General features: G+C 62.4%; 17 protein-coding genes. 12 read left to right on the top strand and 5 right to left on the bottom strand.

Features of this window, described 5'->3' with window-relative positions; translation table 11 throughout:
• Window positions 1-144: 144 nt before the first annotated feature.
• From CCZ28_RS23045 to CCZ28_RS23030, 4 genes are all read left to right on the top strand, one after another.
• Complete coding sequence (locus CCZ28_RS23045) at window positions 145-1,407, top strand: hypothetical protein (RefSeq protein ID WP_140221053.1); 1,263 nt, start codon at window positions 145-147, stop codon at window positions 1,405-1,407.
• Window positions 1,408-1,574: 167 nt separating this feature from the next.
• Window positions 1,575-2,252: a type 1 glutamine amidotransferase domain-containing protein gene (locus CCZ28_RS23040; RefSeq protein WP_140221052.1), complete on the top strand. Its 678-nt coding sequence runs from the start codon at window positions 1,575-1,577 to the stop codon at window positions 2,250-2,252.
• A 618-nt stretch (window positions 2,253-2,870) separates the two neighbouring features.
• Window positions 2,871-4,817 carry a putative bifunctional diguanylate cyclase/phosphodiesterase gene (locus CCZ28_RS23035; protein WP_140221051.1) on the top strand — a complete coding sequence of 649 codons (1,947 nt, stop codon included), beginning with the start codon at window positions 2,871-2,873 and terminating at the stop codon, window positions 4,815-4,817.
• Between the two features lie 484 nt (window positions 4,818-5,301).
• Window positions 5,302-7,740: an AAA family ATPase gene (locus tag CCZ28_RS23030; protein WP_140221050.1), complete on the top strand. Its 2,439-nt coding sequence runs from the start codon at window positions 5,302-5,304 to the stop codon at window positions 7,738-7,740.
• Between the two features lie 341 nt (window positions 7,741-8,081).
• Here CCZ28_RS23030 and CCZ28_RS23025 read toward each other — a convergent pair whose 3' ends face one another.
• The 3 genes from CCZ28_RS23025 to guaB all read right to left on the bottom strand — a co-directional run bounded on the left by CCZ28_RS23025 (window position 8,082) and on the right by guaB (window position 12,804).
• The gene (locus CCZ28_RS23025; RefSeq protein ID WP_140221049.1) at window positions 8,082-9,377 is read right to left on the bottom strand and encodes a hypothetical protein; all 1,296 of its coding nucleotides are present in this window, start codon (window positions 9,375-9,377) and stop codon (window positions 8,082-8,084) included.
• A gap of 290 nt (window positions 9,378-9,667) precedes the next feature.
• Window positions 9,668-11,245 (bottom strand): glutamine-hydrolyzing GMP synthase, encoded by a 1,578-nt coding sequence (guaA, locus tag CCZ28_RS23020; RefSeq protein WP_140221048.1) that lies wholly within the window; start codon window positions 11,243-11,245, stop codon window positions 9,668-9,670.
• A gap of 89 nt (window positions 11,246-11,334) precedes the next feature.
• Window positions 11,335-12,804 (bottom strand): IMP dehydrogenase, encoded by a 1,470-nt coding sequence (gene guaB / locus CCZ28_RS23015; RefSeq protein WP_140221047.1) that lies wholly within the window; start codon window positions 12,802-12,804, stop codon window positions 11,335-11,337.
• 275 nt (window positions 12,805-13,079) lie between these two features.
• Between guaB and CCZ28_RS23010 the strand changes: the two genes are divergently transcribed.
• The 6 genes from CCZ28_RS23010 to CCZ28_RS22985 all read left to right on the top strand — a co-directional run bounded on the left by CCZ28_RS23010 (window position 13,080) and on the right by CCZ28_RS22985 (window position 20,290).
• Window positions 13,080-15,095 carry a TonB-dependent siderophore receptor gene (locus CCZ28_RS23010; RefSeq protein WP_167509307.1) on the top strand — a complete coding sequence of 672 codons (2,016 nt, stop codon included), beginning with the start codon at window positions 13,080-13,082 and terminating at the stop codon, window positions 15,093-15,095.
• Window positions 15,096-15,391: 296 nt separating this feature from the next.
• Window positions 15,392-16,336, top strand: a complete 945-nt coding sequence (locus CCZ28_RS23005) for an ABC transporter substrate-binding protein (RefSeq protein ID WP_140221045.1) — start codon at window positions 15,392-15,394, stop codon at window positions 16,334-16,336.
• A complete protein-coding gene (locus CCZ28_RS23000) occupies window positions 16,333-17,373 on the top strand; it encodes a FecCD family ABC transporter permease (RefSeq protein ID WP_240795196.1) in 1,041 nt (346 codons plus the stop codon). The genes CCZ28_RS23005 and CCZ28_RS23000 overlap by 4 nt, the downstream gene beginning before the upstream one ends.
• Complete coding sequence (locus CCZ28_RS22995; RefSeq protein WP_140221044.1) at window positions 17,370-18,383, top strand: FecCD family ABC transporter permease; 1,014 nt, start codon at window positions 17,370-17,372, stop codon at window positions 18,381-18,383. Before CCZ28_RS23000 ends, CCZ28_RS22995 begins: the two co-directional genes overlap by 4 nt.
• Window positions 18,365-19,171, top strand: coding sequence for an ABC transporter ATP-binding protein (locus CCZ28_RS22990; RefSeq protein ID WP_140221043.1), 807 nt, complete (start codon window positions 18,365-18,367; stop codon window positions 19,169-19,171). Before CCZ28_RS22995 ends, CCZ28_RS22990 begins: the two co-directional genes overlap by 19 nt.
• A gap of 144 nt (window positions 19,172-19,315) precedes the next feature.
• Window positions 19,316-20,290, top strand: coding sequence for a D-2-hydroxyacid dehydrogenase family protein (locus tag CCZ28_RS22985; protein WP_140221042.1), 975 nt, complete (start codon window positions 19,316-19,318; stop codon window positions 20,288-20,290).
• A gap of 164 nt (window positions 20,291-20,454) precedes the next feature.
• Here the strand turns inward: CCZ28_RS22985 and CCZ28_RS22980 are convergent, their stop codons facing one another.
• Both CCZ28_RS22980 and CCZ28_RS22975 read right to left on the bottom strand, forming a co-directional pair.
• Window positions 20,455-21,225, bottom strand: coding sequence for a sulfite exporter TauE/SafE family protein (locus tag CCZ28_RS22980; protein ID WP_140221041.1), 771 nt, complete (start codon window positions 21,223-21,225; stop codon window positions 20,455-20,457).
• A 100-nt stretch (window positions 21,226-21,325) separates the two neighbouring features.
• Complete coding sequence (locus CCZ28_RS22975; RefSeq protein WP_140221040.1) at window positions 21,326-22,390, bottom strand: SDR family oxidoreductase; 1,065 nt, start codon at window positions 22,388-22,390, stop codon at window positions 21,326-21,328.
• A 164-nt stretch (window positions 22,391-22,554) separates the two neighbouring features.
• Here CCZ28_RS22975 and CCZ28_RS22970 point away from each other — a divergent pair, with 164 nt between their 5' ends.
• Together CCZ28_RS22970 and CCZ28_RS22965 are read left to right on the top strand one after the other, a co-directional pair.
• Window positions 22,555-23,487, top strand: a complete 933-nt coding sequence (locus tag CCZ28_RS22970) for a LysR family transcriptional regulator (RefSeq protein WP_140221039.1) — start codon at window positions 22,555-22,557, stop codon at window positions 23,485-23,487.
• 226 nt (window positions 23,488-23,713) lie between these two features.
• Window positions 23,714-24,781: an NAD(P)-dependent alcohol dehydrogenase gene (locus CCZ28_RS22965; RefSeq protein WP_140221038.1), complete on the top strand. Its 1,068-nt coding sequence runs from the start codon at window positions 23,714-23,716 to the stop codon at window positions 24,779-24,781.
• Window positions 24,782-24,897 lie beyond the last annotated feature (116 nt).

Here is a 24,897-nt window from a genome sequence, read left to right as displayed (position 1 = left end):
TAGTGGCCCGATGAAATTGCGGCGTGGTTCGCGGTGGACCTGCGGAAAGCTAGGCACTGTCGGCGTGACGCTCGGCAAGACCCCTCGCCCTGTCGCGAGGCCGTCCAGCGAGCGCTCGGCCTGCATGCATTAAGGATGACCGTCATGACCTACAAGAAACAGCCATTGGACTCCGACCAACCCCTCTTCACCCAAGCCTTCGCCGCTTCGACTGCCACCAAGGCGCCCCTCGCGCCCACGCCGGCCAAGCCCGCCGGCACCTTCGACGGCGTCACCTACTACGCCTTCCAGAGCAAGCCCAGTCTCACGCTCGACATCAACGCCACCCCCGAATATGTCGGCTTCGCCAAGACCTTCGATGCCAAAGGGCCGCACTACACCGCCGGCTCGACGCTGACCGAACTCAATCTGACCGGCCATTACGAAGGCCAGCTGACGCGTCTCGACGGTCATACCCGCGGCACCACCACCGGCATAGACACCCTGGATTCGAGCATCGCCAAGCTCACGGTCAGCCTCACCGACGTGCCGACCAACGAATTCCACGAAAGCGACATCATCACGCTGGATAACTTCGATAGCCTGCAGACCTTCGATGGCTCCAAGTCGACAGTTGGCCTGTCCATCGACTTCCTCCATGGCTACAACGATGGCGTGCAATACACCTATGCCAGCCAGAGCGCCTTGCTCAAGTCCGTGACCACCGGCAGCGGCGGTGACTCGGTCCAGGTCAGCACCCTCACCGCCCCGGAACTCGAGAGCGTCGCCGCTCTCGCCAACTCCCGGGTCAAGGCCATCACCCTGGACACCGGCGCCGGCGACGACAACATCGGCGTCCACATCCAGCAGGCCGATGTGATCGTCAAGGCCGGCGCCGGCAATGACGATGTCGCCCTGCTGTTCACCAAGGGCGTGGCCGCCCACAACGCCAACCTGAGCGGCAGCTTCGGCCACGGCGCCATCGTGACCCTGGGTGCGGGTAACGACACCCTCAACGTGCTGACCTCCACCCTGGTCAACTTTGACAACAGCAGCACCGCCGCGGCCAATCGTTCGCTGGTGGCCAACCATGTGACCGTGACCGACTACAACGCCAAGGATGATCAGATCATCTTCCAGCAGGCGTTTTTCAAGGAAGAGGCGGTCACCACCGTGGCGGATGTCGCCCTAAAGGGCACCACCAGTCTCTACGATGCCCTGCAACAGGTAGCCCAGGTCACTATCGACAAGGTCCATGCTGCGGTCTTCCACTACGGCCAGGACACCTACGTCTACTACGATATCGGCGGCGGCGGCACCGAGATCAAGAGCGCGGATTCGCTCATCCAACTGGTAGGCGTGCACGATCTGCAGGACGTCGCCAGCACCGTCGCCGCCGGCGAACGCGGCGTCGGTAGCTGGGGCTGACCGCTCAGCAATGGAGTCCTAACCGCTGCCGCAGGGGTAGGACTCCGGCATTCCCCTGTACTGCCGGTCACGGATGGGCTGCTCTACCGCTGATGCACCGCCTCGGCACTTGTCCGCGCTCACGGGGGTCTGTCTAGCAATACCCTGACAAGTTCGAGGAACGCGCGATGAAGATCCTGATGGTCCTGACCTCCCACGACCAACTCGGCGACACCGGCAAGAAAACCGGCTTCTGGCTGGAAGAATTTGCCGCGCCCTACTACGTCTTCAAGGATGCCGGCGCCCAGATCACCCTGGCGTCCCCCGCCGGTGGCCAACCGCCGCTGGACCCCAAGAGCGACGCCCCCGACGCCCAGACCGAGTCCACTGAACGCTTCAAGAACGACCCCGAAGCGCAAAAAGCCCTGGCCACCACCCTCCCCCTGACCGAGGTGAAGGCCGACGCCTACGACGGCCTCTTCTACCCGGGCGGCCATGGCCCGCTCTGGGATCTCGCCGAATCCCGCGACTCCATCGCCCTGCTCGAAGCCTTCGCCCAGGCCGGCAAACCCTTCGCCCTGGTCTGCCACGCCCCCGGCGTGCTCCGCCACGTCAAGGCCGCCGACGGCACGCCGCTGGTCAAGGGCCGCACCGTCACCGGCTTCAGCAACAGCGAAGAAGCCGCGGTACAACTCACCGACGTGGTGCCCTTCCTGGTGGAAGACGAACTCAAGACACTCGGCGCCCACTACGAGAAAGGCCCGGACTGGCGCAGCTACGTGATCGAAGACGGTAACCTGGTGACTGGCCAGAATCCGGCCAGTTCGGAAGATGCGGCGGATGCGCTGTTGGCTAAGCTCGGCTGAGTGACCCAGACTTTAGAAAGCCCGCCGAATGGCGTAATGCTGTTCACTTAAGAAAAACGCCACGGACTCCATGAGAGCCGTGGCGTTTTTCGTGGCCTGATTTCTATCCTGTGCGGGGAAATTTAGGCGTCGGAGCCCCGCTCAATGCCCAAAACCATACAAAAAATCGCTGCTGGAGGCTGGCAGCGATTTTTTGAAGGACTCCCGTCAAACCTCAAATGCTTAAGTGAACAGCATTACGCCGAATGGCGGGCTTTTTTTCATATCGACGTGAGGCTCAGAAAGAGATCCATTGGATTCTGGGCCGAAGACGAAGCCGAAAGACCAGCGCAATCGCCTGGTAACCGGCGTACTCCCCCTCTTGCCCACGCTCGCCATCACCCAAAGACCAATCGCAGCTAGGCGTCCGTAAAACTCCGCTACCAGCCCCAGGTATCGCCTCTACCTTCACGAGCGGCTCGCTAAAAGAAAGCAAAGTGCCACCAGTCGTAAAGACTGCAGAAATCCGCGGATTGGCCGACACCCTCCCATAAGCGAAGCGTCTAGCTTCTGCTCCGTCCAGGCTGGAAGGATAAGCCGCTCGGTGATTTACCTCGTCGTATTTCAGAGCACTGCCTAATGAAAAGAACCCTGCTCGGCGTGCGAGCCTTGCTGTCCGTACCCCAGGACAACCCTGGCCTGGTCAAGGCGCAATACACCGCTCTGGCTCGCCAGTTGCCGATGATGTACTTCATCCTGCTGAGCAACACCCTGATGCTGGCGAGCACCCACCTCAAGCTCGCCCCGCGCTGGCTGGTGGTGTACTGCCCACTGATCATGACGCTGTTCGGCGTGATTCGGGCGGCGGAATGGCTGCGCACGCGCCATCAGACGCGCAGCCCGGCACAGATGCTGACGGCGCTGAAGCGCACCAATAGACTCGCGCCCTTGATGGCCATGGCGTTCACCGCCTGGTCGCTGGCCCTGTTTCCCTATGGCGACAGCTATAGCCAGGCGTATGTCGCCTTCTATATGGCCATCACCGTCATCGGCTGCACTTTCTGCATGATGCACCTGCTGCCGGCAGCCCTGGCTACCGCCGTTGTGGTCAACACGGCGTTCGTGGTGTTCTTTGCCTCCACCCAGATCATCACCTTCGTGGCTACGGCAATTGATGTCCTGCTGGTGTCCATCGCCATGCTGGTCATCCTCAAGGCGCAGTACACCGACTTCACCCGGCTGGTGAACATGCAGGCGCAGACGGCAAAACTCAGCGAGGAAAACCTCAAGCTGGCCAATCAGGACAGCCTGACCGGGTTGGCCAATCGGCGGCAATTCTTTTCCCGCCTCGATACGCTGCTGGCCCGCGCCCGCGAGCAGGAGACTCGCCTGGCCGTGGGGCTCATCGACCTGGATGGCTTCAAGCCGGTCAACGACCTCTATGGCCATAGCGTGGGTGACCGGCTGCTCTATCAGGTGGGCCAGCGCCTGGCCGGGCTGCTCGACGACGAAGTGCACCTGGCCCGACTGGGCGGCGACGAATTCAGCCTGATCATCACCAAGGCCATGAGTGACAATCAGTTGCGCGCGTTTGGCGAAGACATCTGCGCCAGCCTGCGCGAGCCCTTCCTGCTGGTGGACATCCCCATTCAGATCAGCGGATCTCTGGGCATCGCGACCTTCCCGGACCAGGCATCCTCCGCCACGGACGTCTATGAATACGCCGACTACGCCCTGTACCAGAGCAAGCGTCACCGCCCCGGCACGGCCTGCCTGTTCAGTACCACTCACCGCCAGCAGCTCAGCCGCGACGGGCTGACCGAACAGGCCCTGCGCCGCGCCGATCTGGAGCGGGAGTTCTACATGGTGTTCCAGCCCATCGTGGACCTTCACAGCAAGAGAACCGTGGCCTTCGAAGCCCTGGCCCGCTGGGAAAGCCCAGAGTTGGGCCACGTACCGCCGGATGATTTCATCCCCATTGCCGAGCGCATCGGCATGGTCAATCGCCTCACCCTCCCCTTGCTGAACAAGGCCCTGAACGCCGCCGCACGCTGGCCGGCGGGTATCCGCCTGGCCTTCAACCTGTCCGCCCACGACTGTGGCTCGGAGGACGCCGCCCAGCAGATCGTCGAGCTGATCAAGAACAGCCGTTTCGACCCGGCCTGCCTCGATCTGGAAATCACCGAAACCGCCGCCATCCAGGACCTGCCCCAGACCCAACGCGCCATCAGCCGCTTTCGCGAACTGGGCTGCGGCATCTCCCTCGACGACTTCGGCACCGGCTATTCCAGCCTGAGCCAGATCCACGCGCTATCGCTGACCAAACTCAAGGTGGACCGCACCTTCGTCACCAACCTCCACCTCGACCCGGCCAGCGTGAAGATCGTCAGGTCACTGATCGCCCTGTGCCAGGACATGGAGTTGGAATGCATCGTGGAAGGCGTAGAGACCGTCGCCGAACTCGACGCCCTGAAAAACCTCGGCGGCGCCAGGGCCCAGGGCTATCTATTCGCCAAGCCTATGCGGGCGAGTGAGATTAGGGGTTGGTTGGAGGGGGAGCATTTGGAGAAGGTGTTGGAGGTTTGATTTGTTGAGAGGCCAAGGTGAGCTTGCGGCCATATCCCGGCGGCAATCCTAATCCGTCAACCGGCCTAGTTCGTAGTTGCCCTCAAGCCTAAAGAGCAGCCTTCTCAGGCTACGAAAAAGATTGTCCGATTCTGGAGGGTACTACCCTTCACGACTGGCAGAAACCTGCCATAAGCGGACAGCGGTCGAAAAATAAATATGCTCCCTTTTCGATGATGCGCAATTTGAGGAGATGCACGGCGGTTAACTGTGGCCGGGATCGTAGGACGCGCTTAACCACTCCCCAGAGCGACGGATAAACATAGAAGATCACTACTCCGGGCTCGCGATGCTATTCTCAAGCGCGACCGGCTTCACGAGCTGGTGTAGTGGTCTATGCTGAGACCTCAAAATGCCATTTCCTGCTCTGGATTCCAGGGTGAGGGTGCGGCATTAGCACCACCCTTTGGCTTGCTCCCCTATTTCCCTCCCATGGATGAGAGACATGATTGAATCGATCACCCTTTCCGGCATAGCGACCTACAGCTCCGTAACCCCCGAAACGATTCAAAACCTGAAGACTGTTAATTATTTCTACGGTGCAAATGGAGCAGGCAAAACAACGATCAGCAGGCTTATAGACGAGCCAGCACTATCAGCCGCCTCCAAGGTCACCTGGGCAAAGGGCAATCCGATCCCTGCCATGGTCTATAACAACGACTTCATCGCTGCGAACTTCACTGATTCGAAGCAGTTCAAGGGTGTTTTCACGCTGGGAAAAACCGAGAAGGCGCAGCTTGATCGTTTAGAGGCGCTTCAGAGAGAAAGACGCGGTTACGAACAGGTCAAAACTAGAGCACAAGAAAACCTAAAAGGTCTCGATGGCGAAAGCGGCAAGATCGGCGAAAAAAAAGCGCTGGAAGCAAAGCTATTAACACGGTGCTGGGAGCAAAAACAGAAACACGACAATGATTTTCAAATAGCTTTTACAGGCCTGAGAAACAATAAAGAAGCCTTCAAGAATAGGGTCTTGCAGGAGTACAAAGATAATACATCGCAGCTGGCTGAATTAGAAGACTTGCGCAAACGCGCAGACGTTCTCTATCGTGACGCACCATCACCAATGACTACTGTTCCTAGCCTTGATCTGTCTCGTTTGGTAGGGCTTGAACAAAATCCTGTGCTCAGCAAAAAAGTGGTTGGCAAAGAGGATGTCAGTGTATCTGCGATGATCCAGCACTTAGGAAACAGTGACTGGATTAGGCAAGGTACGAGGTATCTGGGCCATACAGATAATGACTGCCCTTTCTGCCAACAGCAATTGCCTCATGATTTCGAGAAGAGGCTTGAAGATTACTTCGACGAAACATTTGAGGCTGACACTAGAGCTCTATCGCAGTTTCGCGATACTTATTGGTCAACAGCAGATACACTGTTAGCCCAAGCTCAGACACTCCTGACCACGGACTGCAAGCATTTAGACAAAGAAAAACTTGAGGCTGAATTACACGCCCTAAATGCAATCATATTGGTAAACAGACAGCGCATTGATCAAAAAGTGGCTAGTCCAAGTATCGATGTAGCGCTGGAAGATCTTGCTGAAGTTCCACAAAAAATTTCTGAGCTAATCAATTCAGCCAACCTAAAGGTCTCTGAGCATAATCGCCTTGTTTCAGACTTCTCCGTCGAACAAAAAAGGTTAACAGGCTCGGTTTGGCGGTATCTTCTCGACGTTGAGCTTAAAGACACTCTCACTGACTACACCAATGATATTAATCGTATTAGCAAAGCAATTTTTGGCATTAGCGCAAGCTTGGAAAAAGCAGAATTAGACATCTCTATAGCTGACGCGGAAATTGCAAAGATCGAAACTTCGCTGACAAGCGTAAGGCCTACCGTAATTGCGATAAACAAAATACTCAAGGACTTCGGCTTTCGAAGCTTCTCCCTAGATACTGCATGTACCGATAATTCATATCGACTGATTAGAAGCGATGGAACTGATGCTAAGGCAACGCTCAGTGAAGGCGAAAAGACCTTCGTTACCTTCCTGTATTTCTATCATTTGCTGAGGGGAAGCATAACGACCTCGGGTATCAATACTGATCGAATTGTCGTCATTGATGACCCAGTTTCAAGCCTGGATAGCGACGTGCTATTCATTGTGAGTAGTTTAATCAAAAAACTCTTTCACGACGCTCGCCAGAAGGGGAACAACATCAAGCAGGTCTTTATCCTGACCCATAATGTGCACTTTCACAAAGAAATCACGTTTAACCCTCAAAGGGCTGGCGATAATCCCATAAAGGATGAAACATTTTGGATAGTACGAAAACCGGATTGTTTTTCGAGAATTGAAGGGTTTGAGACGAACCCAATTAAAACCTCCTACCAGCTTCTTTGGGCGGAGCTGACGAAAAATCCATTACCTGCACTTACCATTCAGAACACAATGCGCAGAATATTGGAAAATTACTTCAAAATCCTGGGAAATACAGATACGAGCGTCATAATTGGAAAGTTTGAAGGGCAGGAAAAAGTTCAGTGCCAGTCCTTGATCAGCTGGGTAAACGATGGCTCCCACTATTCGCCAGACGAGCTTTACGTAGCCATAAGCGATGGCATGGCGCACAACTACATGAGGATTTTTTTCAAAATATTCAAAGTTATGGATCATATGCCTCATTATAAAATGATGATGGGCCGTAACTTCATCGATTTAGATCCAGTTGACGTTGAGCCAGAAGGTGAAAATTTGATAGCCAATCTTGGCGATGCTGCAGCCGGAGCAGAGACGTTTAACGTGGTTGTTGGTACGCCTAAAAATGACGATGCCGTCGAATTAAGGGGCGCTATAGCAGCTGCGATGATGCCTGCCGCAGCGCAGGCTCCCAATCAATACTCGGCAGGGCCAGATGATCCTGCCCCGGATATCCCATTTTAAGTTAATTGATCTTGAGTCGGCACACCTGCTGGGCGCCGACTCAATAAAAAAGGGGATAGATTTATTTTAGCCAAAAATCCACTGATCAAATCATCCTAACGTTAAGTATACGGGTTACGGCGATTTTTTTCTCTCTAGCCGGTTTTCACCGATATTGGCAGGCCCGACTCTAGCAAGAGTGGTTATTTCAATTAACTTGGTTTATAAAAATATGAGTCACCCTCTACTGAGCAATTAACCAAGGCTCGATTTTTACGAACGCACGTTGGCCATGGGCGAAGAACCACCGCCGGCCGCTGGCTTTGGAGTCCTTGACAGCGCTCGCCTATCCAGTAATTTAATTAATCGTCTGCAATGATCGACCTTCCGCGCATGTTACGAGGAAGTCGCCCCGACTCCTGCGCACGCGTAATTATCTCAGCATGCGGATCTGGGTGCGCGTGCAGCTTACCCTGAAAAATCTCTTGTCTTAGACACCTCGCTACAACCAACTCTAAATCACAGATCGGATCCACTAAGTACTGGGCGTAGTAGGCGTCATAGAACTGCGACTCATAAACGTCAGGAGCAGCGCCATGGACGACTGCGCCACGAAGCTTCAGAAGCATGCGCAGTCTATCTTGATCAACTGGCTCACCGAGTGTAGATACGACAAAATCCACTGCTGCCTTGGTGTGGCCAGTCTGTGCTCCAACTAAAGAGTCCAACGCCATACATAGGGTGGGAAAGCGTTCCCTAGATTCGTCGAACCAAGCGCGATGAAAGTATTCGAGAGCCCGCACATGCGACCTTTGCGCATGCTCCTCATGATCGAACAACGTACTGAGAATCTCTAACCAGGTGTGATCAGCTTGTGTGAGAACGATGTCGCTAGATATCCGTGGCGTCATCGGCGCGGTTCCCGCGGTATACGAAACAACTCCGTTCGCCACCGTGCAATAACCGCCGTGAACTGATCGCCCGGTTTGCAGATATCGCTCTCTCCTAATAGGTGTAAGTGCGAGAGCGCCCAAAGTCGCACATGCGAGCTTGCGGGCAATTAACGAATCAGGAGAGCTGATGCATAACCAGTTCCCGGTTGGCTCCCCATACTGTTGCAAGTGCAAAAATGGCGGAAATTGGGCAGGGATCAACGACGAATGACGAGCCCCAAAGACCTCAAGAGCTGCGGCTAATCCATCCGAGCCTATAAACGCGAAGTGGCGGGATTGAAATCCATTCTCGACCTTAACTGTAACTAGCGGGTAGAGGGTGATTTTGTTAATTACACTAAAAAGCGAAGAGCGAAATAACGCCTTAGATAGTACTGCTATCCCTTCAGGGGAGATTTGCTTAGCCAAAGAAACGCCTGAATTTAAATTTAGCCGCCCATTAGATATGTAGTAGTAGTGTTCTGTCACAAAGTTGGTAACGATCGACCATAGCGAACCGATCGAGATATCTCGAAGGTGACGCGCTCCATTTCGCCTAAGAAAAATCAGAGCCTCGATATATTTACGCTCCCTGACGAATATAGTGGCAACAAGCCCAAAATTCGTTACCGGCCTACCTGGTATGCTAACTACAAATGAGCTTAGCTGCTGATCCCCATCAGGATAGAGGCTATCGAGAACACGAATGAGGGCTTGCTCACACATCTGTTCTCTACTATTCATCGTAGCCCCAAGCAAAAGTAACTGCAGCCCCTTGTTTGGTAGCAATCTGTGTAGTCATATACCGCTCCTGTATCCTGCAGGAATTTCCGAGTAGGTATAGAGCCTGAGATCAGCATGGCATTAGATGAAGCTCTTATCCCGTGCATACTGCACCCATGCTTGGAGATGCATAAAGCTGCCAGAATTTGCCAGATTCAAAAAGCCCAAAGCCCGCAATTACGCGGGCTTTGGGCTTTTTCTGCGAGACGTACCGGTCTATGCCGGACGCAGGATCACTCCCACTCAATCGTCGCCGGCGGCTTGCTCGAAACGTCGTAGGTGACGCGGGAGATGCCGTCGATTTCGTTGATGATGCGGTTGGAGACCTTTTCCAGCAGTTCGTAGGGCAGATGGGCCCAGCGGGCGGTCATGAAGTCGATGGTTTCCACCGCGCGCAGGGCGACGACCCAGGCGTAGCGGCGGCCGTCGCCGACCACGCCGACGGATTTCACCGGCTGGAAGACGACGAAGGCCTGGCTGACCTTGTGGTACCAGTCGGCCTTGCGCAGTTCGCTGATGAAGATGTCATCGGCGCGGCGCAGCAGGTCGGCGTATTCCTTCTTCACTTCGCCGAGGATGCGCACGCCCAGGCCCGGGCCGGGGAAGGGATGGCGGTAGACCATGTCGTAGGGCAGGCCCAGTTCCAGGCCGATCTTGCGCACCTCGTCCTTGAACAGTTCGCGCAGCGGTTCGACCAGCTTGAGGTTCATATCCTCGGGCAGGCCGCCGACGTTGTGGTGGGACTTGATGACGTGGGCCTTGCCGGTCTTGGCGCCGGCCGACTCGATGACGTCGGGGTAGATGGTGCCCTGGGCCAGGAACTTGATGTTGTTGAGCTTGCTGGCCTCGGCGTCGAAGACGTCGATGAAGGTGCGGCCGATGATCTTGCGCTTCTTCTCCGGGTCGGCTTCGCCTTCCAGGTTGGTCAGGAAGCGCTGCTCGGCATTGGCGCGGATCACCTTGACGCCCATGTTCTCGGCGAACATGGCCATCACCTGGTCACCTTCGTGCAGGCGCAGCAGGCCGTTGTCGACGAAGACGCAGGTCAGTTGCTCGCCGATGGCCTTGTGCAGCAGGGCCGCGACCACGGAGGAGTCGACGCCGCCGGAGAGGCCCAGCAGCACGTTGGCGCTGCCGACCTGGGCGCGCACCTGGGCGATGGCGTCCTCGACGATGTTGGCCGGGGTCCAGAGGGCTTCGCAGCCGCAGATGTCTTTCAGGAAGCGCGAAAGGATGCGCCCGCCCTGCTTGGTGTGGGTCACCTCGGGGTGGAACTGCACGCCGTACCAGGCGCGCTCGTCGTCGCCCATGGCGGCGATGGCGCAGCTGGGGGTGCTGGCGACGATGTGGAAGCCGTCCGGCAGCTTGCCGACCTTGTCGCCGTGGCTCATCCAGACGTCCAGGCCGAGTACGCCGTCGTCGTCGATGTGGTCTTCGATGCCTTCGAGCAGGCGGCTCTTGCCGACCACGTCGACCTTGGCGTAGCCGAATTCACGGACGTTGGAGCCTTCGACCTTGCCGCCGAGTTGTTCGGCCATGGTCTGCATGCCGTAGCAGATGCCCAGCAGCGGGACGCCCAGGTCGAACACGGCCTTGGGTGCGCGGGGGCTGCCAGCCTCATGGACCGACTCGGGACCACCGGCGAGGATGATGCCGCGCGGAGCGAAGGCGCGGATGTCGGCGTCGTCCATGTCGAAGGGGTGCAGTTCGCAGTAGACGCCCAGTTCGCGCACGCGGCGGGCGATGAGCTGGGTGTACTGGGAACCGAAGTCGAGGATGAGGATGCGGTGGGCGTGGATGTCTTGGGACATGGCCAGGTCTCGATAGCGCTAGGTTTAGACGATTCGGGGCTGTCTAGACAGCCCCGAATCGCAACGTAGAAGTACAAACAGTTTTGGAATCAACCAACGCGGTAGTTGGGCGCTTCCTTGGTGATCTGCACGTCGTGGACGTGGGATTCGGCCATGCCCGCGCCGGTGATGCGCACGAACTGCGGCTTGGTGCGCATCTGCTCGACGGTGGCGCAACCGGTGTAGCCCATGGAGGCACGCAGGCCACCCATCAGCTGGTGGATGATCGCCGCCAGCGGACCCTTGTAGGGGACGCGGCCTTCGATGCCTTCGGGGACCAGCTTCTCGGCGCCGGAGGCGGAGTCCTGGAAGTAGCGGTCGCTGGAGCCCTGGGTCTGGGCCATGGCGCCCAGGGAGCCCATGCCACGGTAGGACTTGTAGGAGCGGCCCTGGAACAGCTCGACCTCGCCCGGGGCCTCTTCGGTACCGGCAAACATGGAGCCCATCATCACGCAGTAGCCGCCGGCGACGATGGCCTTGGACAGGTCACCGGAGAAGCGGATGCCACCGTCGGCGATCAGCGGGACGCCGGTGCCTTCGAGGGCGGCGGCGACGTTGGCGATGGCGGAGATCTGCGGCACGCCGACACCGGCGACGATGCGGGTGGTGCAGATAGAGCCCGGGCCGATGCCGACCTTGACCGCGTCGGCGCCGGCGTCGGCCAGGGCCTTGGCGGCTTCGGCGGTGGCGATGTTGCCGCCGATCACCTGGACCTGGGGATAGGTTTCCTTGACCCAGCGCACGCGCTCGATCACGCCCTTGGAGTGGCCGTGGGCGGTGTCGACCACGATGACGTCCACACCGGCGGCGACCAGGGCGGCAACCCGCTCAGGGGTCTCGGCGCCGGTGCCAACGGCCGCGCCGACGCGCAGGCTACCGGCGTCGTCCTTGCTGGCGTTGGGGTAGGCCTTGGCCTTTTCGATGTCCTTGACGGTCATCATGCCCTTGAGGGCGAAGGCTTCGTCGACGATCAGCACCTTTTCGATGCGGTGCTTGTGCAGCAGCTCGCGCACTTCCTGCTTGTCGGCGCCTTCGCGCACGGTCACCAGGCGATCCTTAGGGGTCATGACGTCGCGCACCGGGATGTCCAGGCGGGTCTCGAAGCGCACGTCGCGGGAGGTGACGATGCCCACCAGGTCACGGCCGGAGAGGACCGGCACGCCGGAGATGTTGTGTTGGCGGGTCAGGTCGAACAGATCGCGCACGCTGGCGTCGGCGTCGATGGTGATGGGGTCCTTCACCACGCCGGCCTCGAAGCGCTTGACCTTACGGACTTCCGCGGCCTGCTGCTCGACGGTCATGTTCTTGTGGATGATACCGATGCCGCCTTCTTGGGCCATGGCGATGGCCAGACGGGATTCGGTCACGGTGTCCATGGCGGCGGACACCAGGGGAATGTTCAGCTCGATGCCACGGGTCAGGCGGGTCTTGAGACTGACGTCTTTCGGCAGGACATCCGAATAGCCGGGGATGAGGAGTACGTCGTCGAACGTCAGGGCTTCTTGGCTGATGCGCAGCATGGCGGGGGCTCCCGGGCGGGAAAAATAAGGAGCGCGACATTATACCTGCGCTTTGTGATGGGCGGCAACGCGCCAGGACACCAACGGCGGGGAATTCGATTTACTTGAGAATGGCTATCAACTTAGAATCGCTGACCCTCTTTCAAATCCCGCCGAGACCGCCCTTGAACGCCCAGCCCAGAGCCCTTCGTCGCTTCGCTCCTTTTGCCCTCAGCACGCTGGCCCTGGCGACCAGTTCGGGACTGCTGGCAGCGGAGAGCACCACACTTGCGCCCATGGACATTTCCACCACAGCCACCGACGCGGACACGGGCTATCGGGCGAGCGAGGCCTCCACCGCGAGCAAGAGCGCAGTGCCGCTCAAGGAGGAAGCCCAGTCGGTGCAGGTGGTGACGCCGCAAACCCTCGACGATTTCGCGGTAAGCAGCCTGGACGATGCCATGCAGTTCGTCAGCGGCGTCACCCAGGGCAATACCCTGGCCGGCACCAAGGATGCTTTCGTCAAACGCGGTTTCGGCACCAACGCCGATGGCTCCATCTTCCGCGATGGGGTGCGTTCGAGTCTGTCGCACAACTTCGATGCCACCGTCGAGCGGGTGGAAGTGCTCAAAGGGCCGGCCTCGCTGCTCTATGGCGCCCTGGAACCGGGCGGTCTGATCAACGTGGTCAGCAAGCAGCCGCAATATCAACAGCGCACCACCCTGAGCGGCTCGGCCTACAGTGAAGGCGGCGGCAATCTCGGCCTGGACACCACCGGTCCCCTTGGCGATACCGGCCTGGCCTATCGCCTGGTCGCCGAGCGCCAAAGCGAAGACTACTGGCGCAACTACGGCGTGGACCAGCACAGCCTGGTGGCACCGTCGCTGTCCTGGACCGGCGAGCGCGCCAGCCTGACCCTGGCCTATTCCTACAACGACTACACTGGCCCGGTGGATAGAGGCGCGGTGTTCGTCAACGGCCATCCCGCCCACGTCGCTTACGACAAGCGTCTCGACGAAAAATGGGCGAAGAGCGAAGGCATCACCGAGACCGCCAGTGCGCGCTACGAGTACCAGCTCAGTGACGACTGGAAGACTCGCCTGACCTACGCCTGGAACAACGATAGATACAGCCTGGACTTCGCCCAGCCGGTTTCGCTGGCTGCCAACGGCAACCTGCTGCGGGTCGCCAACGGTGCCGACTACGACTATGAGACGACGTACGCGAGCTGGGATTTCATCGGTCGCCAAGAGCTGTTCGGCCAGCGCCATGACCTGCTGGTGGGGGTCGATCATGAGGACAGCGATCAGCTCCGCGGCAAGACCTACCGCAATAACAATGCCTCGCGCCGCAACCTCAACATCTATGCGCCAGTGTACGGCAACCTGGCGCCGCCGAGTCTGTTGAGCGCGACCCAGAGCGACCAGGACAGCAACCTGAAGTCCACCTCGCTGTACCTCAAGGACAACTGGCATCTGGACGATCGCTGGATTCTGGTGCTCGGCGGTCGCTACCAGTCCTTTGATCAATACGCTGACCAGGGGCTGGGCAACAACCATGTGGTCAACCTGGACAAGCGCGATCATGCCGCCGTGCCTCTGGCCGGCCTGGTACTCCAGGCCACCGACAGCCTGTCGCTGTACGGCAATTACAGCCGCTCCTTCGTGCCTAACACCACCGTGGACGACCGCGGCAACACCTTCGATCCCGAAGAAGGTCGCAGCTTCGAGGTGGGCGCCAAGTACGACCTGACGCCCGGGCTGAATCTGAACGTGGCGCTGTACGACATCGAGAAAAAGAACGTGGTGACCACCACCACCGTGAACGGGGTGAGCCTGAGCCAAGCCGCCGGCAAGGTGGGCTCGCGCGGCCTGGAAGTGGACCTCACCGGGCGCCTGGCCGAGCGCTGGGATGTGATCGCCACCTACGCCTACGACCACACCGAGGTACTCGACGACCCCACCAACGAGGGTAATCGCCTGACCCAGGCGCCCAAGCACAGCGGCAGTCTCTACCTGACCCATCACCTGCTCGTGCCGTCCAACCTGGGCAGCTGGCACGTCGGCGGTGGCGCTCGCTACGTCGGCGAACGCGCTGGTGATCCGGCCAACAGCTTCTATATGGACAGCTACACCGTGGCCGACGCCTTCCTGCGCTGGGACCTGCCGGTGACCGGCTACCAGGCACGGCTGCAGCTGAACCTGGATAACCTGTTCGACAAGGAGTACTACCCGTCGAGCGCCAACAGTCCGCTGCAGGTGGCGGTGGGTGAGCCGCGGACGGCGCGGCTGAGTGCCATTGTGAGCTTCTGATCGGGGTTGTCCCCGCCCCCTCCCGGACGAGGAAGGGACGACAAGGCGTGAAGCTATCCAGTGGAAAACGCTTCGCGGTTTTCCACGCTACGGACAAGAACGCATCGCCTGTAGGAGCGGCCCATGGCCGCGATCCGCCCAATCTTCAAGGGAGAGAGGGGCGGATGGTGGCCGGCCGGAACAGCCTGGCGTCCGTAGCGGGTGCCAGGCCCGTAGCGATGCTCTATGCTAGCTGCCCCGTCACGGTCCCCGGCCCGTCTGGCGGGCCTCTTTCCGCCATCCAGCCAGCCCACCTCATGCTCGATCGTCGCGCTTTCCTTCAGTTCGCCAGTGGTGCCGCGTTGCTCGCCGGTCTGCCGGGTCGGGTGTGCGCTCGCGCGTCGGCGGCGGATGGTGAATTTCCGCGCCAGGTAGAGCATGTGGCGGGCAGCACCACCCTGCTGCGGGAGCCACGGCGCGTGGCGGTGATTTCCACCGGTCAGTTGGACGCGGCCCTGAGCCTGGGCGTGATCCCGGCCGGGACCACCCGGGTGGACAATCGCGAGCTGGCGCCGGCCTACTTGCGTACCGCCTACGCCCAGCGTACCGGGGAACTGGATGCCATGGTCGACCTGGGCACCCGTCAGGCCCCGGATCTCGAAGCCCTGGCACGGCTGGCGCCGGATCTCATCCTGCTCAACCGCACCGTCTTGCGCGCCGGCGGCCTGGAGCTGTTCTCGCGCATCGCCCCCACGGTGGTGGCGCGCGGCACCGGGGGTAACTGGCGACCGGACTTCCTCGTGCTGGCCGACGCCCTGGGCCGCCGCGAGCAGGCCGGGCGGCTGTTGGCAGAGCTGGACCGTGATCTTGCCAACATCGCCCAACGCCTGGGCAGCCAACCGCCCTCCGCGTCCCTGCTGTTTTCCAGCGGCGCCCGGCTGAGGTTGATGGGCGCGGACTCCTTCCCCGGTGGCCTCTTGCAGGCGATGGGCGTCACCCGCCCCGCCGCGCAGAGATTCAAGGGCACTTCGCGGGACGTCAGCGCGGAATTGCTGGATCTGGCCGATGCCGACTGGCTGTTCTACGCCGAGCAAGGCACCGCCCTGGCCAGCCTGGCGCGGCAGCCGCTGTGGCCGCGGCTGAATGCGGTGAGCAAGTCCCGGGCCATCCGCGTGGATACCGATGCCTTCTACCTGAACGCCGGCCCCCTGGCTGCCCACCAAGTGGTGACCTCCGTCGCCACCGCCCTGGGGGTGGCATGACCTCGCTCGCCAGTCCCGCGCCCCGCGCCAGCCGGGTCTCCTTCGTCCGCGGTGGCCTGGTACTGCTCCTGCTGCTCGGCGCCCTGGCCTTGGCCGTGGTGACGAGCCTCGGCATCGGCGCCCGGCCGCTGTCAGCGGCGCGTATCCTCCAGTTGCTGTTCGCCCCCGATGGCTCGACGGAAGCCGTGGTGCTCTGGGACCTGCGCCTGCCACGCACCCTGCTCGGCCTGCTGGTGGGCGCCGCCCTGGGCCTGGCCGGCGCCCTGATGCAGGCGTTGACGCGCAATCCCCTGGCCGACCCCGGCCTGCTGGGGATCAATGCCGGCGCAGCCTTCGCCGTGGTGGTCGGGCTGTCCTTGGTGGGGCTGGACGATGCGCCGCTGCGCCTGGCCTGCGCCCTGCTGGGTGCCACCCTCGCTGCTGGCCTGGTCTATCTGCTCGGTGGCAGCGCCCCGGCGCGTGGCCAGCCACTGCGTTTGATCCTCGCCGGCATCGCCTTGAGCGCCAGCCTCCACGCCTGCACCGGCATCATCACCCTGTTCGACAGCGCTGTGTTCGACAGCTACCGCTTCTGGGCCGTGGGTGCCTTGAGTGGGCAGACGCCGGGTGGCGCCCTGGCCATCCTGCCGCTGCTGCTGATCGGTCTGCTGCTGGGCCTACCCCTGGGCAGCCGGCTCAATGCCCTGGCCCTGGGCGACGACCTGGGCCGCGCCCTCGGCGCCCGACCAGGGCAGGTGCGGCTGCTGGCCTTCGTCGCCATCGTGCTGCTGTGCGGCGCCGCCACCGCGGTGGCCGGGCCCATCGGCTTCCTTGGCCTGGTGGTGCCCCATGCGTTGCGCCTGCTGGTGGGCGCCGACTGGCGCTGGATCCTGGCACTGGCGCCCCTGGCCGGCGCCAACCTGCTCCTGCTGGCCGATACCCTGGGGCGCCGCATGGCCTTGCCGGGCGAACTGGAGGCCGGCATCGTCTGCGCCCTGCTCGGTACGCCGGTGCTGCTGTTCCTGGTCATCCGCTCCGCCCGCCGGGTGCGCTCGTGAGCCGTCATCGCTTCGCCCCACGCCGCTCGGCGCGCTTCCAGGCCTGCCTGCTGCTGCTCGGGCTGGCGGCAATCGGCATCTGTGCCCTCAGCCTCACCGGCGGTGCCTTCGCCCCGGCGCCGCACCAGGTGGTCGCCACCCTGCTGGGCCAGGGCGATGCCCTCACCCGCCTCATCCTGTTGGACCTGCGCCTGCCGCGCCTGCTGGCCGCCTTTGGTGTTGGCGCCGCGCTAGGGGCCAGTGGCGCCATCTTCCAGCGGCTGGCGCGCAATCCCCTGGCCAGCCCGGATCTGGTGGGCTTCACCGTCGGTTCGGCCAGTGGCGCCCTCATCACCCTGCTCTGGCTGCAATTGGGCGGTGCGGCGCTGATGCTCGGTGCCCTGACTGGCGGTCTGCTGGCCGCCGTGCTGGTGGTCGGGCTCGCCGCCCTGGCCGGCATTCGCGGCGAGCGGATGATCCTGCTCGGTATCGCCATCAGCGCCCTGCTCGCCTCGCTCAACGAATACCTACTGACCCGCGCCGAGCTGGACCAGGCTCAGGAAGCCCGGCTCTGGCTGTTCGGCAGCCTAGACATGATGACCTGGAGCCGTACCCTCGGCCTGCTCACTGGCTGCCTGCTGCTCCTGCCGCTGGCCGCCTGGCTGGCCCGCCGGCTGCGGCTGCTGGAGCTGGGCGACGACCTGGCCCGCGCCCTGGGCCTGCCGGTGCTGCGCAGCCAGAATCTGTTGCTGGCGGTGGCGGTCGCCCTGGCGGCCCTGGCCATCGCCACCGCCGGCCCCATCGGCTTCGTCGCCCTGGCGGCGCCACAACTGGCGCGGCGCCTGACCCGCAGCGCCGATCTCGGCATCCTGGCGCCCGCCCTGCTCGGCGCCTGCCTCACCGCCCTGGCCGATCTGCTGGCCCAGCGACTGTTGGCGCCCTTCCAGATTCCGGTCGGGCTGCTCACCGGCGCCCTGGGTGGCCTCTATCTGATCTTCCTGCTGAGCCGCGAATGGCGGCGGACCTCATGAGCCAAGACGCTTCCCCCAGCCGCTTAGCCGCCCATGGCCTCACCGTGGGCTACGGCGGCCAGCCGATCTGCCGCGATCTCGACGTGCAACTGCCCGATGGCCGCTTCACCGTCATCATCGGCCCCAACGGCTGCGGCAAGTCGACCCTGCTGCGCAGCCTGGCGCGGCTGATTCGCCCCAGCGCCGGCGAGGTCCGGCTGGATGGCCGGCTGATCCAGGAGCTGCCCACCCGTGAGGTGGCCAGGCGCATCGGCCTGCTGCCGCAGAGCGCCGTGGCGCCGGACGACATCCTGGTCGCCGATCTGGTGGCTCGCGGTCGTCATCCCCATCGCCAGGCCTTCGCCGGCTGGACCGACGCCGACGAAGCGGCGGTGCAACGTGCGCTGGAAGCCACCAATACCCTGGAGCTGGCCGAGCGGGCGGTGGACAGCCTGTCCGGCGGCCAGCGCCAGCGGGTGTGGATCGCCCTGGCGCTGGCCCAGGAGACCCCGCTGCTGCTGCTCGACGAACCCACCACCTACCTGGACATCGCCCACCAGGTGGAGCTGATGGAGCTACTCTGCCGGCTCAATCGCGAGGGTGGTCGTACCCTGGTGGCAGTGCTGCACGACCTCAACCAGGCCTGTCGCTACGCCGACCACATCATCGCCCTGCGCGCCGGTCGCATCCTCGCCGAGGGTCCGCCGGCTGAGATCGTCACGCCCGAACTGATCGAGGCGCTGTACGGCCTCAAGTGCGCGGTGATCGAGAATCCGCTGGCGGGTACGCCGTTGGTGATTCCCTACTAGCCAGGCCCCAGAAAACGCTGCGCGGTTTTCCAGGCTACGGGTAGGGTGAACAACGGCGCAGCCTTGTCCACCACCCCGCTTCATGCTTGTCGGACGACTCCGCAGGTGCTCCACTGGCGGCTCAGAATAACAATGGAGCCCGCCATGCATATCGTCATCCCCGACGACTACCAGCACGTCGTCGAAACCCTGGATTGCTATCCCCTACTCCAGCGCGCCGGGCACCAGGTGACCCTCTACCACGATGCCGAGCGCGATCCCCAGGTGCTGGTGGAGCGCTTCCGCGACGCCGACGCCCTGGTGCTGACTCGCGAGCGCACCCGCATCGATGCCGAGCTGCTGGCGCACCTGCCGCGGCTCAAGCTGATCAGCCAGACTGGCAAGGCCACCGCACACCTCGACGTGGCCGCCTGTACCCGCCAGGGCGTGGCGGTCTGCGAAGGCAGCGGCTCGCCGGTCTCCACCGCCGAGTTGACCTGGACCCTGATCCTCATGGCCCGTCGCCGCCTCAAGCCGGCCATCGACGCCCTTTATGCCGGGCGCTGGCAGGTCAATCTCGGCGAACGCCTGGATGGCCAGATCCTGGGCATCTGGGGCTACGGCAAGATCGGCCAGCGGCTGGCGCGCTATGGCCAGGCCTTCGGCATGCCGGTGCTGGTCTGGGGCAGCAAGGCCTCGCGGGCCAAGGCGGAAGCCGACGGCCATCGCGCGGCGCCCAGCCAGGCGGCCTTCTTCGCCGAGGCGGACGTTATCAGCCTGCACCTGAGATACAGCGAGCGCAGCCGCGGCTGCGTGCGTGCCGAGGACCTGGCACGGATGAAGAAGAGCGCCCTGCTGGTGAACACCGCCCGCGCCGGCCTGATCGAACCCGGCGCCCTGCTCACCGCGCTGGAACTGGGCCATCCCGGCCAGGCGGCGCTGGACGTCTTCGAGCAGGAGCCCGTGGCACCCGACGATCCCCTGCTCGCCCATCCCCAGGTGCTCTGCACCCCGCACCTGGGCTATGTGGAGAAGCACAGCTACGAACTCTATTTCGGCGAGGCCTTCGCCAATCTGGTGGGCTTCTTCACCGGGGAACCGACCGGGTTGGCCAATCCGGAGGTGTTGGGCAAGGGTTAAGCCCAACGTCGCCCTCACCCCAACCCTCTCCCAAAGGGAGAGGGGGCTGGTCCGGTAGGTTGGGTTGAGCGTAGCGAAGCCCAACACGGGGGCCGGCCTCGTTGGGCTTCGACGATAAAACTGTCTCAACCCAACCTACGGGACCGTCGCGACCTTGGGATGCTCTACCCTGCCAAATACCGCACAATCAAGGTCACGCCCGACACCAACACCAACCAGGTCACCAGCCGGGTGAAGCGTTCCCGCGACAGCCGGCGCTGCAGGTGGCGGCCGATCCAGCCGCCAAGCAGCATGGCCGGCAACAGGCAGAGGGCGAGCAGCAAGAGGCTGCCATCGCTGTAGGCACCGGCGATCAGCAGCAGGGTGATGCGGATGGCGGCGCTGCAGCCGATCAGGAAACTCTGGGTGCCGCGGATGGCGTTCTTGTCCTGCAGGCGACCATTGAGATAGAGCGCATAGAGAAAGCCACCGCTACCGAACAGGGCCCCGCACAGGCCGCCGACGCTGCCCGCGGGAATCGACCAGGCCGGTGCCAGCTGGCGAAAGCCCTTGGGCGACAGCAGGCTGTAGGTCGAATAGGCCACCACGAACAGCCCCAGCCAGAGCATCAGCAGGCGGGCATCGGTGCGCAGCAGCAGGTAGGTGCCCAGCGCGGCGCCGAGCAGCAGCATGGGCAGCAGGCGCTGGAGTTCGCGGCCGGCGATGGCGCGGCGATCCGGCAACCAGTTGTGGAAGGAGGCGAGGAAATCCAGCAGGACCAGGAGCGGGACGATGCGTGACAGTGGCAGCCAGCTGGTGAGCAAGGGACCGGCGACCAGGGCGCTGCCGAAACCCGCGACGCCGAAGATCAGATAGGCCAGCACCAGGATGGCTTCGACGCATAACCAGTCGAGCGGACCAAAGGCCGGCAGCAGAGCGGACAGCGAATCGAACATGGGGCGCATCCTGCGACAAGATGTCGCATTCTGCACCCCGAGTTCAGGACTGAAAACCACCCGTCGCATAAACCAATGCGAACGGGCGGATCAGAGCGGCTCAGGGAATCAGGCGTTGCGCCCGCAACCGGGTGAAGAGGTCGAGGAAGCTCGCCCGGGTGTCGCGATAGCCGAAGAACCCTAGGTCGCGGCTCTTGGTCATGTCGTTGAGGCACTCGATCTCGCGGCCCAGGTCGGCGTCGCTGTGCCACCAGGAGGCGAGCTTGTCGACGTCGTGCTCTACCAGGCCATGTTCCTCGGCCAGCTTGCGCCATTGCGCCGGCGCCACGTCCTTCAGCCGCGCTTCCAGCGGCATGGGCTGCTCGGGATAGGGCGCCGGCTCCAGCTCGAAGAAGGCGGCGATCTCACCCCACAACCAGCGCCAGCGGAAGACGTCGCCATTGACGGTGTTGAACGCCTGGTTGCGCGCCGCCGGTGCCAGGGCTGCCCATTCCAGTTGCTCGGCCAAGAGGCTGGCATCGGTGACGTCGGTCAGGCCGTCCCACTGGGTACGGGAACCGGGGAAGACGAAGGGCTGGCCGGTGGCCTTGCACAGCGAGGCATAGACCGCCAGGGTCAGGCCCATGTTCATGGCGTTGGTGCCCTTGGCCTGGCCGATCATGCTGTGCGAGCGGTGCACGCTCCAGCCGAAGCCATGGCGCTCGGCAGCGGCGAAGAGGATGTCTTCCAGGGTGTAGTAGAAGTTGGCGCCGGCCTGGCGTGGTTCGCTTTCGCGGAAGGGGGTTTCCGCCTTGCCACTGCCGTATTCCTCGAAGGAGCCCAGGTAGTGCTTGGTGCCGGTGACCAGCGCCAGATGCTGCAAAGGCGCGCCGTCCAGCGCCTGGCAGAGGTTGTCCATCATGGCGCCGTTGGCCTCGACGTTTTCCTTCTCGGTGGCGCGGCGGGTCCAGGTGCAGAAGAACACATGGCTGATCGGCAGGCCGGCCAGTGCCTGGCGGGTGGCCTCGGCGTCCAGTAGATCGGCGGCGACCGGGATGACGCCTTCCTGCTCCACCGGCTTGCGCGCCAGGCCGTAGACGGTCCAGCCGGAGGCGACCAGGGTGTGGGCCAGGTTGTAGCCGGAAATGCCGGTCACGCCGACGATGAGAGCGGTGCCTTTACGCATGAAACCTCCGAGAGAAATGGGCGACGGCCTGCAAGAGATGCGGGCGTATGAATAAGGGAGTGTCGCGAGGGATGGATGACTCCAGCCTATTGGAGAATTAACGGCGTATCCTGGGTAAAAATTCCCCTCTGACGGGAATTGGATTCCGCAATCAGGAGCCTGCCTTGTATTCCTCCGAACGCCTCAAGGGGCTCGACGTCTTCGTCACCGTGGCCGATCTCGGCAGCTTCACCGCTGCTGGCGAGCGGCTCAATCTCACCGGCTCGGCCATCGGCAAGAGCGTGGCCCGGCTGGAGGAGCGGCTGGGCGTGCGGCTGTTCCAGCGCACCACCCGGCGGCTGACGCTGACCGAGGCCGGCGCCAGCTTCTATCGCACCTGCACGGCGGTGCTGGCCGAACTGGAGCAGGCCGAGCTGGGCCTGACCACCCAGGACGGCGAACCCCATGGCCGGGTCCGCATCGACCTGCCCGCCTCCTACGGCCGCCTGCACGTGCTGCCGGTGCTGCTGGAGGCGCTGCATCGCTATCCCCTGCTGCAACCGGACCTGTCCTTCTCGGATCGCTTCGTCGATCCCGTCCACGAGGGCATCGATATCCTGGTGCGCATCGGCGGTTCCGACGCCTGGCCGGCCAGTCTGGGGCATCGCTACCTGGGCACCCAACGCCAGGTGTTCTGCGCCGCCCCGGCCTATCTCGCCCGTCAGGGTCATCCGCAGTGCGCCGCCGACCTCTCCGAGCACCAGTGCATCGGCTTTCGCCAGGCCGACGGCCTGGTCAGCCCCTGGCATCTGCGTGGCGAGCAGCCGGGCGATCTCGAACGCTGGGTGTTCAGTCCACGCCTGGCGGTAGGCGACGGCGAAGGCGAGGTGCTGGCAGCCCTGGCCGGCCACGGCATCGCCCAGTTGCCGACCTGGCTGATCGCCGAGCACCTGGCCAGTGGCGCCTTGGTGGATGTCTTGCCGGATCTCGCCGTCGACGGCCTGCCGATCAATCTGGTGTGGCCGCGCAGCCGTGAAACGCTGCCGCGGGTCCGCGTGCTGCTCGACCACCTGGCCACCCGGCTGTTGTCCACGGTAGCGCCACGGCTGGCGCGCTGAGAGCGACGGCTGCCCAGGGGCAGACGGATCGGTGCGGGAACATCGCCAGGGGAACCCTAGTCGTAAAACATCGTATCCCTGGCCGCCCGAGTTCCATCGATGGGCGGCATGACGATTATCGAGACGATCGATTGGCCCCGCGGACTCTGGCTCCGCAGGATCACCGGTTCGCTATTCGGCCGGGCCAACCTGGCCGCCCCGTTCCACCATCTAGATGAGGTATCTCATGAGCCAAGCCCAAGGCTACGCTGCCCAGTCCGCCGACCAGCCCCTGGCGCCCTACGCTTTCGAGCGGCGCGAACCGGGTGCCCACGACGTGCAGATCGACATCCTCTTCTGCGGCGTCTGCCATTCGGACCTGCACACCGCGCGCAACGAGTGGAACAACACCCTCTATCCGTCCGTACCGGGCCACGAGATCGTCGGCAAGGTGACCGCGGTCGGTGCCCACGTGAAGAACTTCAAGGTCGGCGACACCGTCGGCGTCGGCTGCATGGTCGACAGCTGCCAGCACTGCGCCCCCTGTGACGCCGGCGAGGAGTCCTACTGCGAGAACGGCTTCACCGGTACCTACAACGGCAACCTCTACGGTGGCAGCGAAAACACCCAGGGCGGCTACTCCGACCACATCGTGGTCAACGAGAAGTTCGTGCTCAAGGTGAGCCATACCGAGAACCTGGCCGCCGTGGCGCCGCTGCTGTGCGCCGGCATCACCACCTATTCGCCGCTGGCCCACTGGAAGGTCGGTCCGGGCAAGAAGGTCGGCATCGTCGGCCTGGGTGGCCTGGGCCACATGGGCGTGAAGATCGCCCACGCCATGGGTGCCCACGTGGTGCTCTTCACCACCAGCGCGGGCAAGAAGGACGACGCCCTGCGCCTGGGCGCCGACGAGGTGGTGGTGTCGAAGAACGAAGACGAGATGGCCGCCCACCTAGGTAGCTTCGACTTCATCCTCAACACCGTGGCCGCGCCGCACAACCTGGATGCCTTCCTCACGCTGCTCAAGTGGGACGGCACCATGACCCTGGTCGGCGTACCCGCCGAGCCGCACCCGGCGCCCAGCGTGTTCAACCTGGTGATGAAGCGCCGCCAACTGGCCGGCTCGCTCATCGGCGGCATCCGCGAGACCCAGGAGATGCTGGACTTCTGCGCCAAGCACGGCATCGTCTCGGACATCGAGCAGATCGCCATCCAGGACATCAACGACGCCTATGAGCGCATGCTCAAGAGCGATGTGAAGTACCGCTTCGTGATCGACATGCAAAGCCTCAAGCAGGGCCAGACCGCGGCCTGATCCCGCGCTCCGCTCCGCCGACCACGCCCGCGCCCGTCGCGGGCGTTGTCATGTCCGGTAACGCATTTTTGGCGCGCCCTGCGGTCCTAGCGATGACGACAATGACGAGGCGGCCG

The organism is Pseudomonas oryzihabitans, assembly GCF_006384975.1.
Taxonomy (GTDB): Bacteria; Pseudomonadota; Gammaproteobacteria; order Pseudomonadales; family Pseudomonadaceae; genus Chryseomonas; species Chryseomonas psychrotolerans_B.
Note: the sequence above shows the minus strand (reverse complement) of the source record. Positions and strands in the feature narration are given on the sequence as shown.

Excerpts from the sequence above, each read along its gene's own strand:
- CCZ28_RS23045 (WP_140221053.1), top strand. The coding sequence starts at position 145 with ATGACCTACAAGAAACAGCCATTGGACTCCGACCAACCCCTCTTCACC.
- CCZ28_RS23040 (WP_140221052.1), top strand. The coding sequence starts at position 1,575 with ATGAAGATCCTGATGGTCCTGACCTCCCACGACCAACTCGGCGACACC.
- CCZ28_RS23035 (WP_140221051.1), top strand. The coding sequence starts at position 2,871 with ATGAAAAGAACCCTGCTCGGCGTGCGAGCCTTGCTGTCCGTACCCCAG.
- CCZ28_RS23030 (WP_140221050.1), top strand. The coding sequence starts at position 5,302 with ATGATTGAATCGATCACCCTTTCCGGCATAGCGACCTACAGCTCCGTA.
- CCZ28_RS23025 (WP_140221049.1), bottom strand. The coding sequence starts at position 9,377 with ATGTGTGAGCAAGCCCTCATTCGTGTTCTCGATAGCCTCTATCCTGAT.
- guaA (WP_140221048.1), bottom strand. The coding sequence starts at position 11,245 with ATGTCCCAAGACATCCACGCCCACCGCATCCTCATCCTCGACTTCGGT.
- guaB (WP_140221047.1), bottom strand. The coding sequence starts at position 12,804 with ATGCTGCGCATCAGCCAAGAAGCCCTGACGTTCGACGACGTACTCCTC.
- CCZ28_RS23010 (WP_167509307.1), top strand. The coding sequence starts at position 13,080 with ATGGACATTTCCACCACAGCCACCGACGCGGACACGGGCTATCGGGCG.
- CCZ28_RS23005 (WP_140221045.1), top strand. The coding sequence starts at position 15,392 with ATGCTCGATCGTCGCGCTTTCCTTCAGTTCGCCAGTGGTGCCGCGTTG.
- CCZ28_RS23000 (WP_240795196.1), top strand. The coding sequence starts at position 16,333 with ATGACCTCGCTCGCCAGTCCCGCGCCCCGCGCCAGCCGGGTCTCCTTC.
- CCZ28_RS22990 (WP_140221043.1), top strand. The coding sequence starts at position 18,365 with ATGGCGGCGGACCTCATGAGCCAAGACGCTTCCCCCAGCCGCTTAGCC.
- CCZ28_RS22985 (WP_140221042.1), top strand. The coding sequence starts at position 19,316 with ATGCATATCGTCATCCCCGACGACTACCAGCACGTCGTCGAAACCCTG.
- CCZ28_RS22980 (WP_140221041.1), bottom strand. The coding sequence starts at position 21,225 with ATGTTCGATTCGCTGTCCGCTCTGCTGCCGGCCTTTGGTCCGCTCGAC.
- CCZ28_RS22975 (WP_140221040.1), bottom strand. The coding sequence starts at position 22,390 with ATGCGTAAAGGCACCGCTCTCATCGTCGGCGTGACCGGCATTTCCGGC.
- CCZ28_RS22965 (WP_140221038.1), top strand. The coding sequence starts at position 23,714 with ATGAGCCAAGCCCAAGGCTACGCTGCCCAGTCCGCCGACCAGCCCCTG.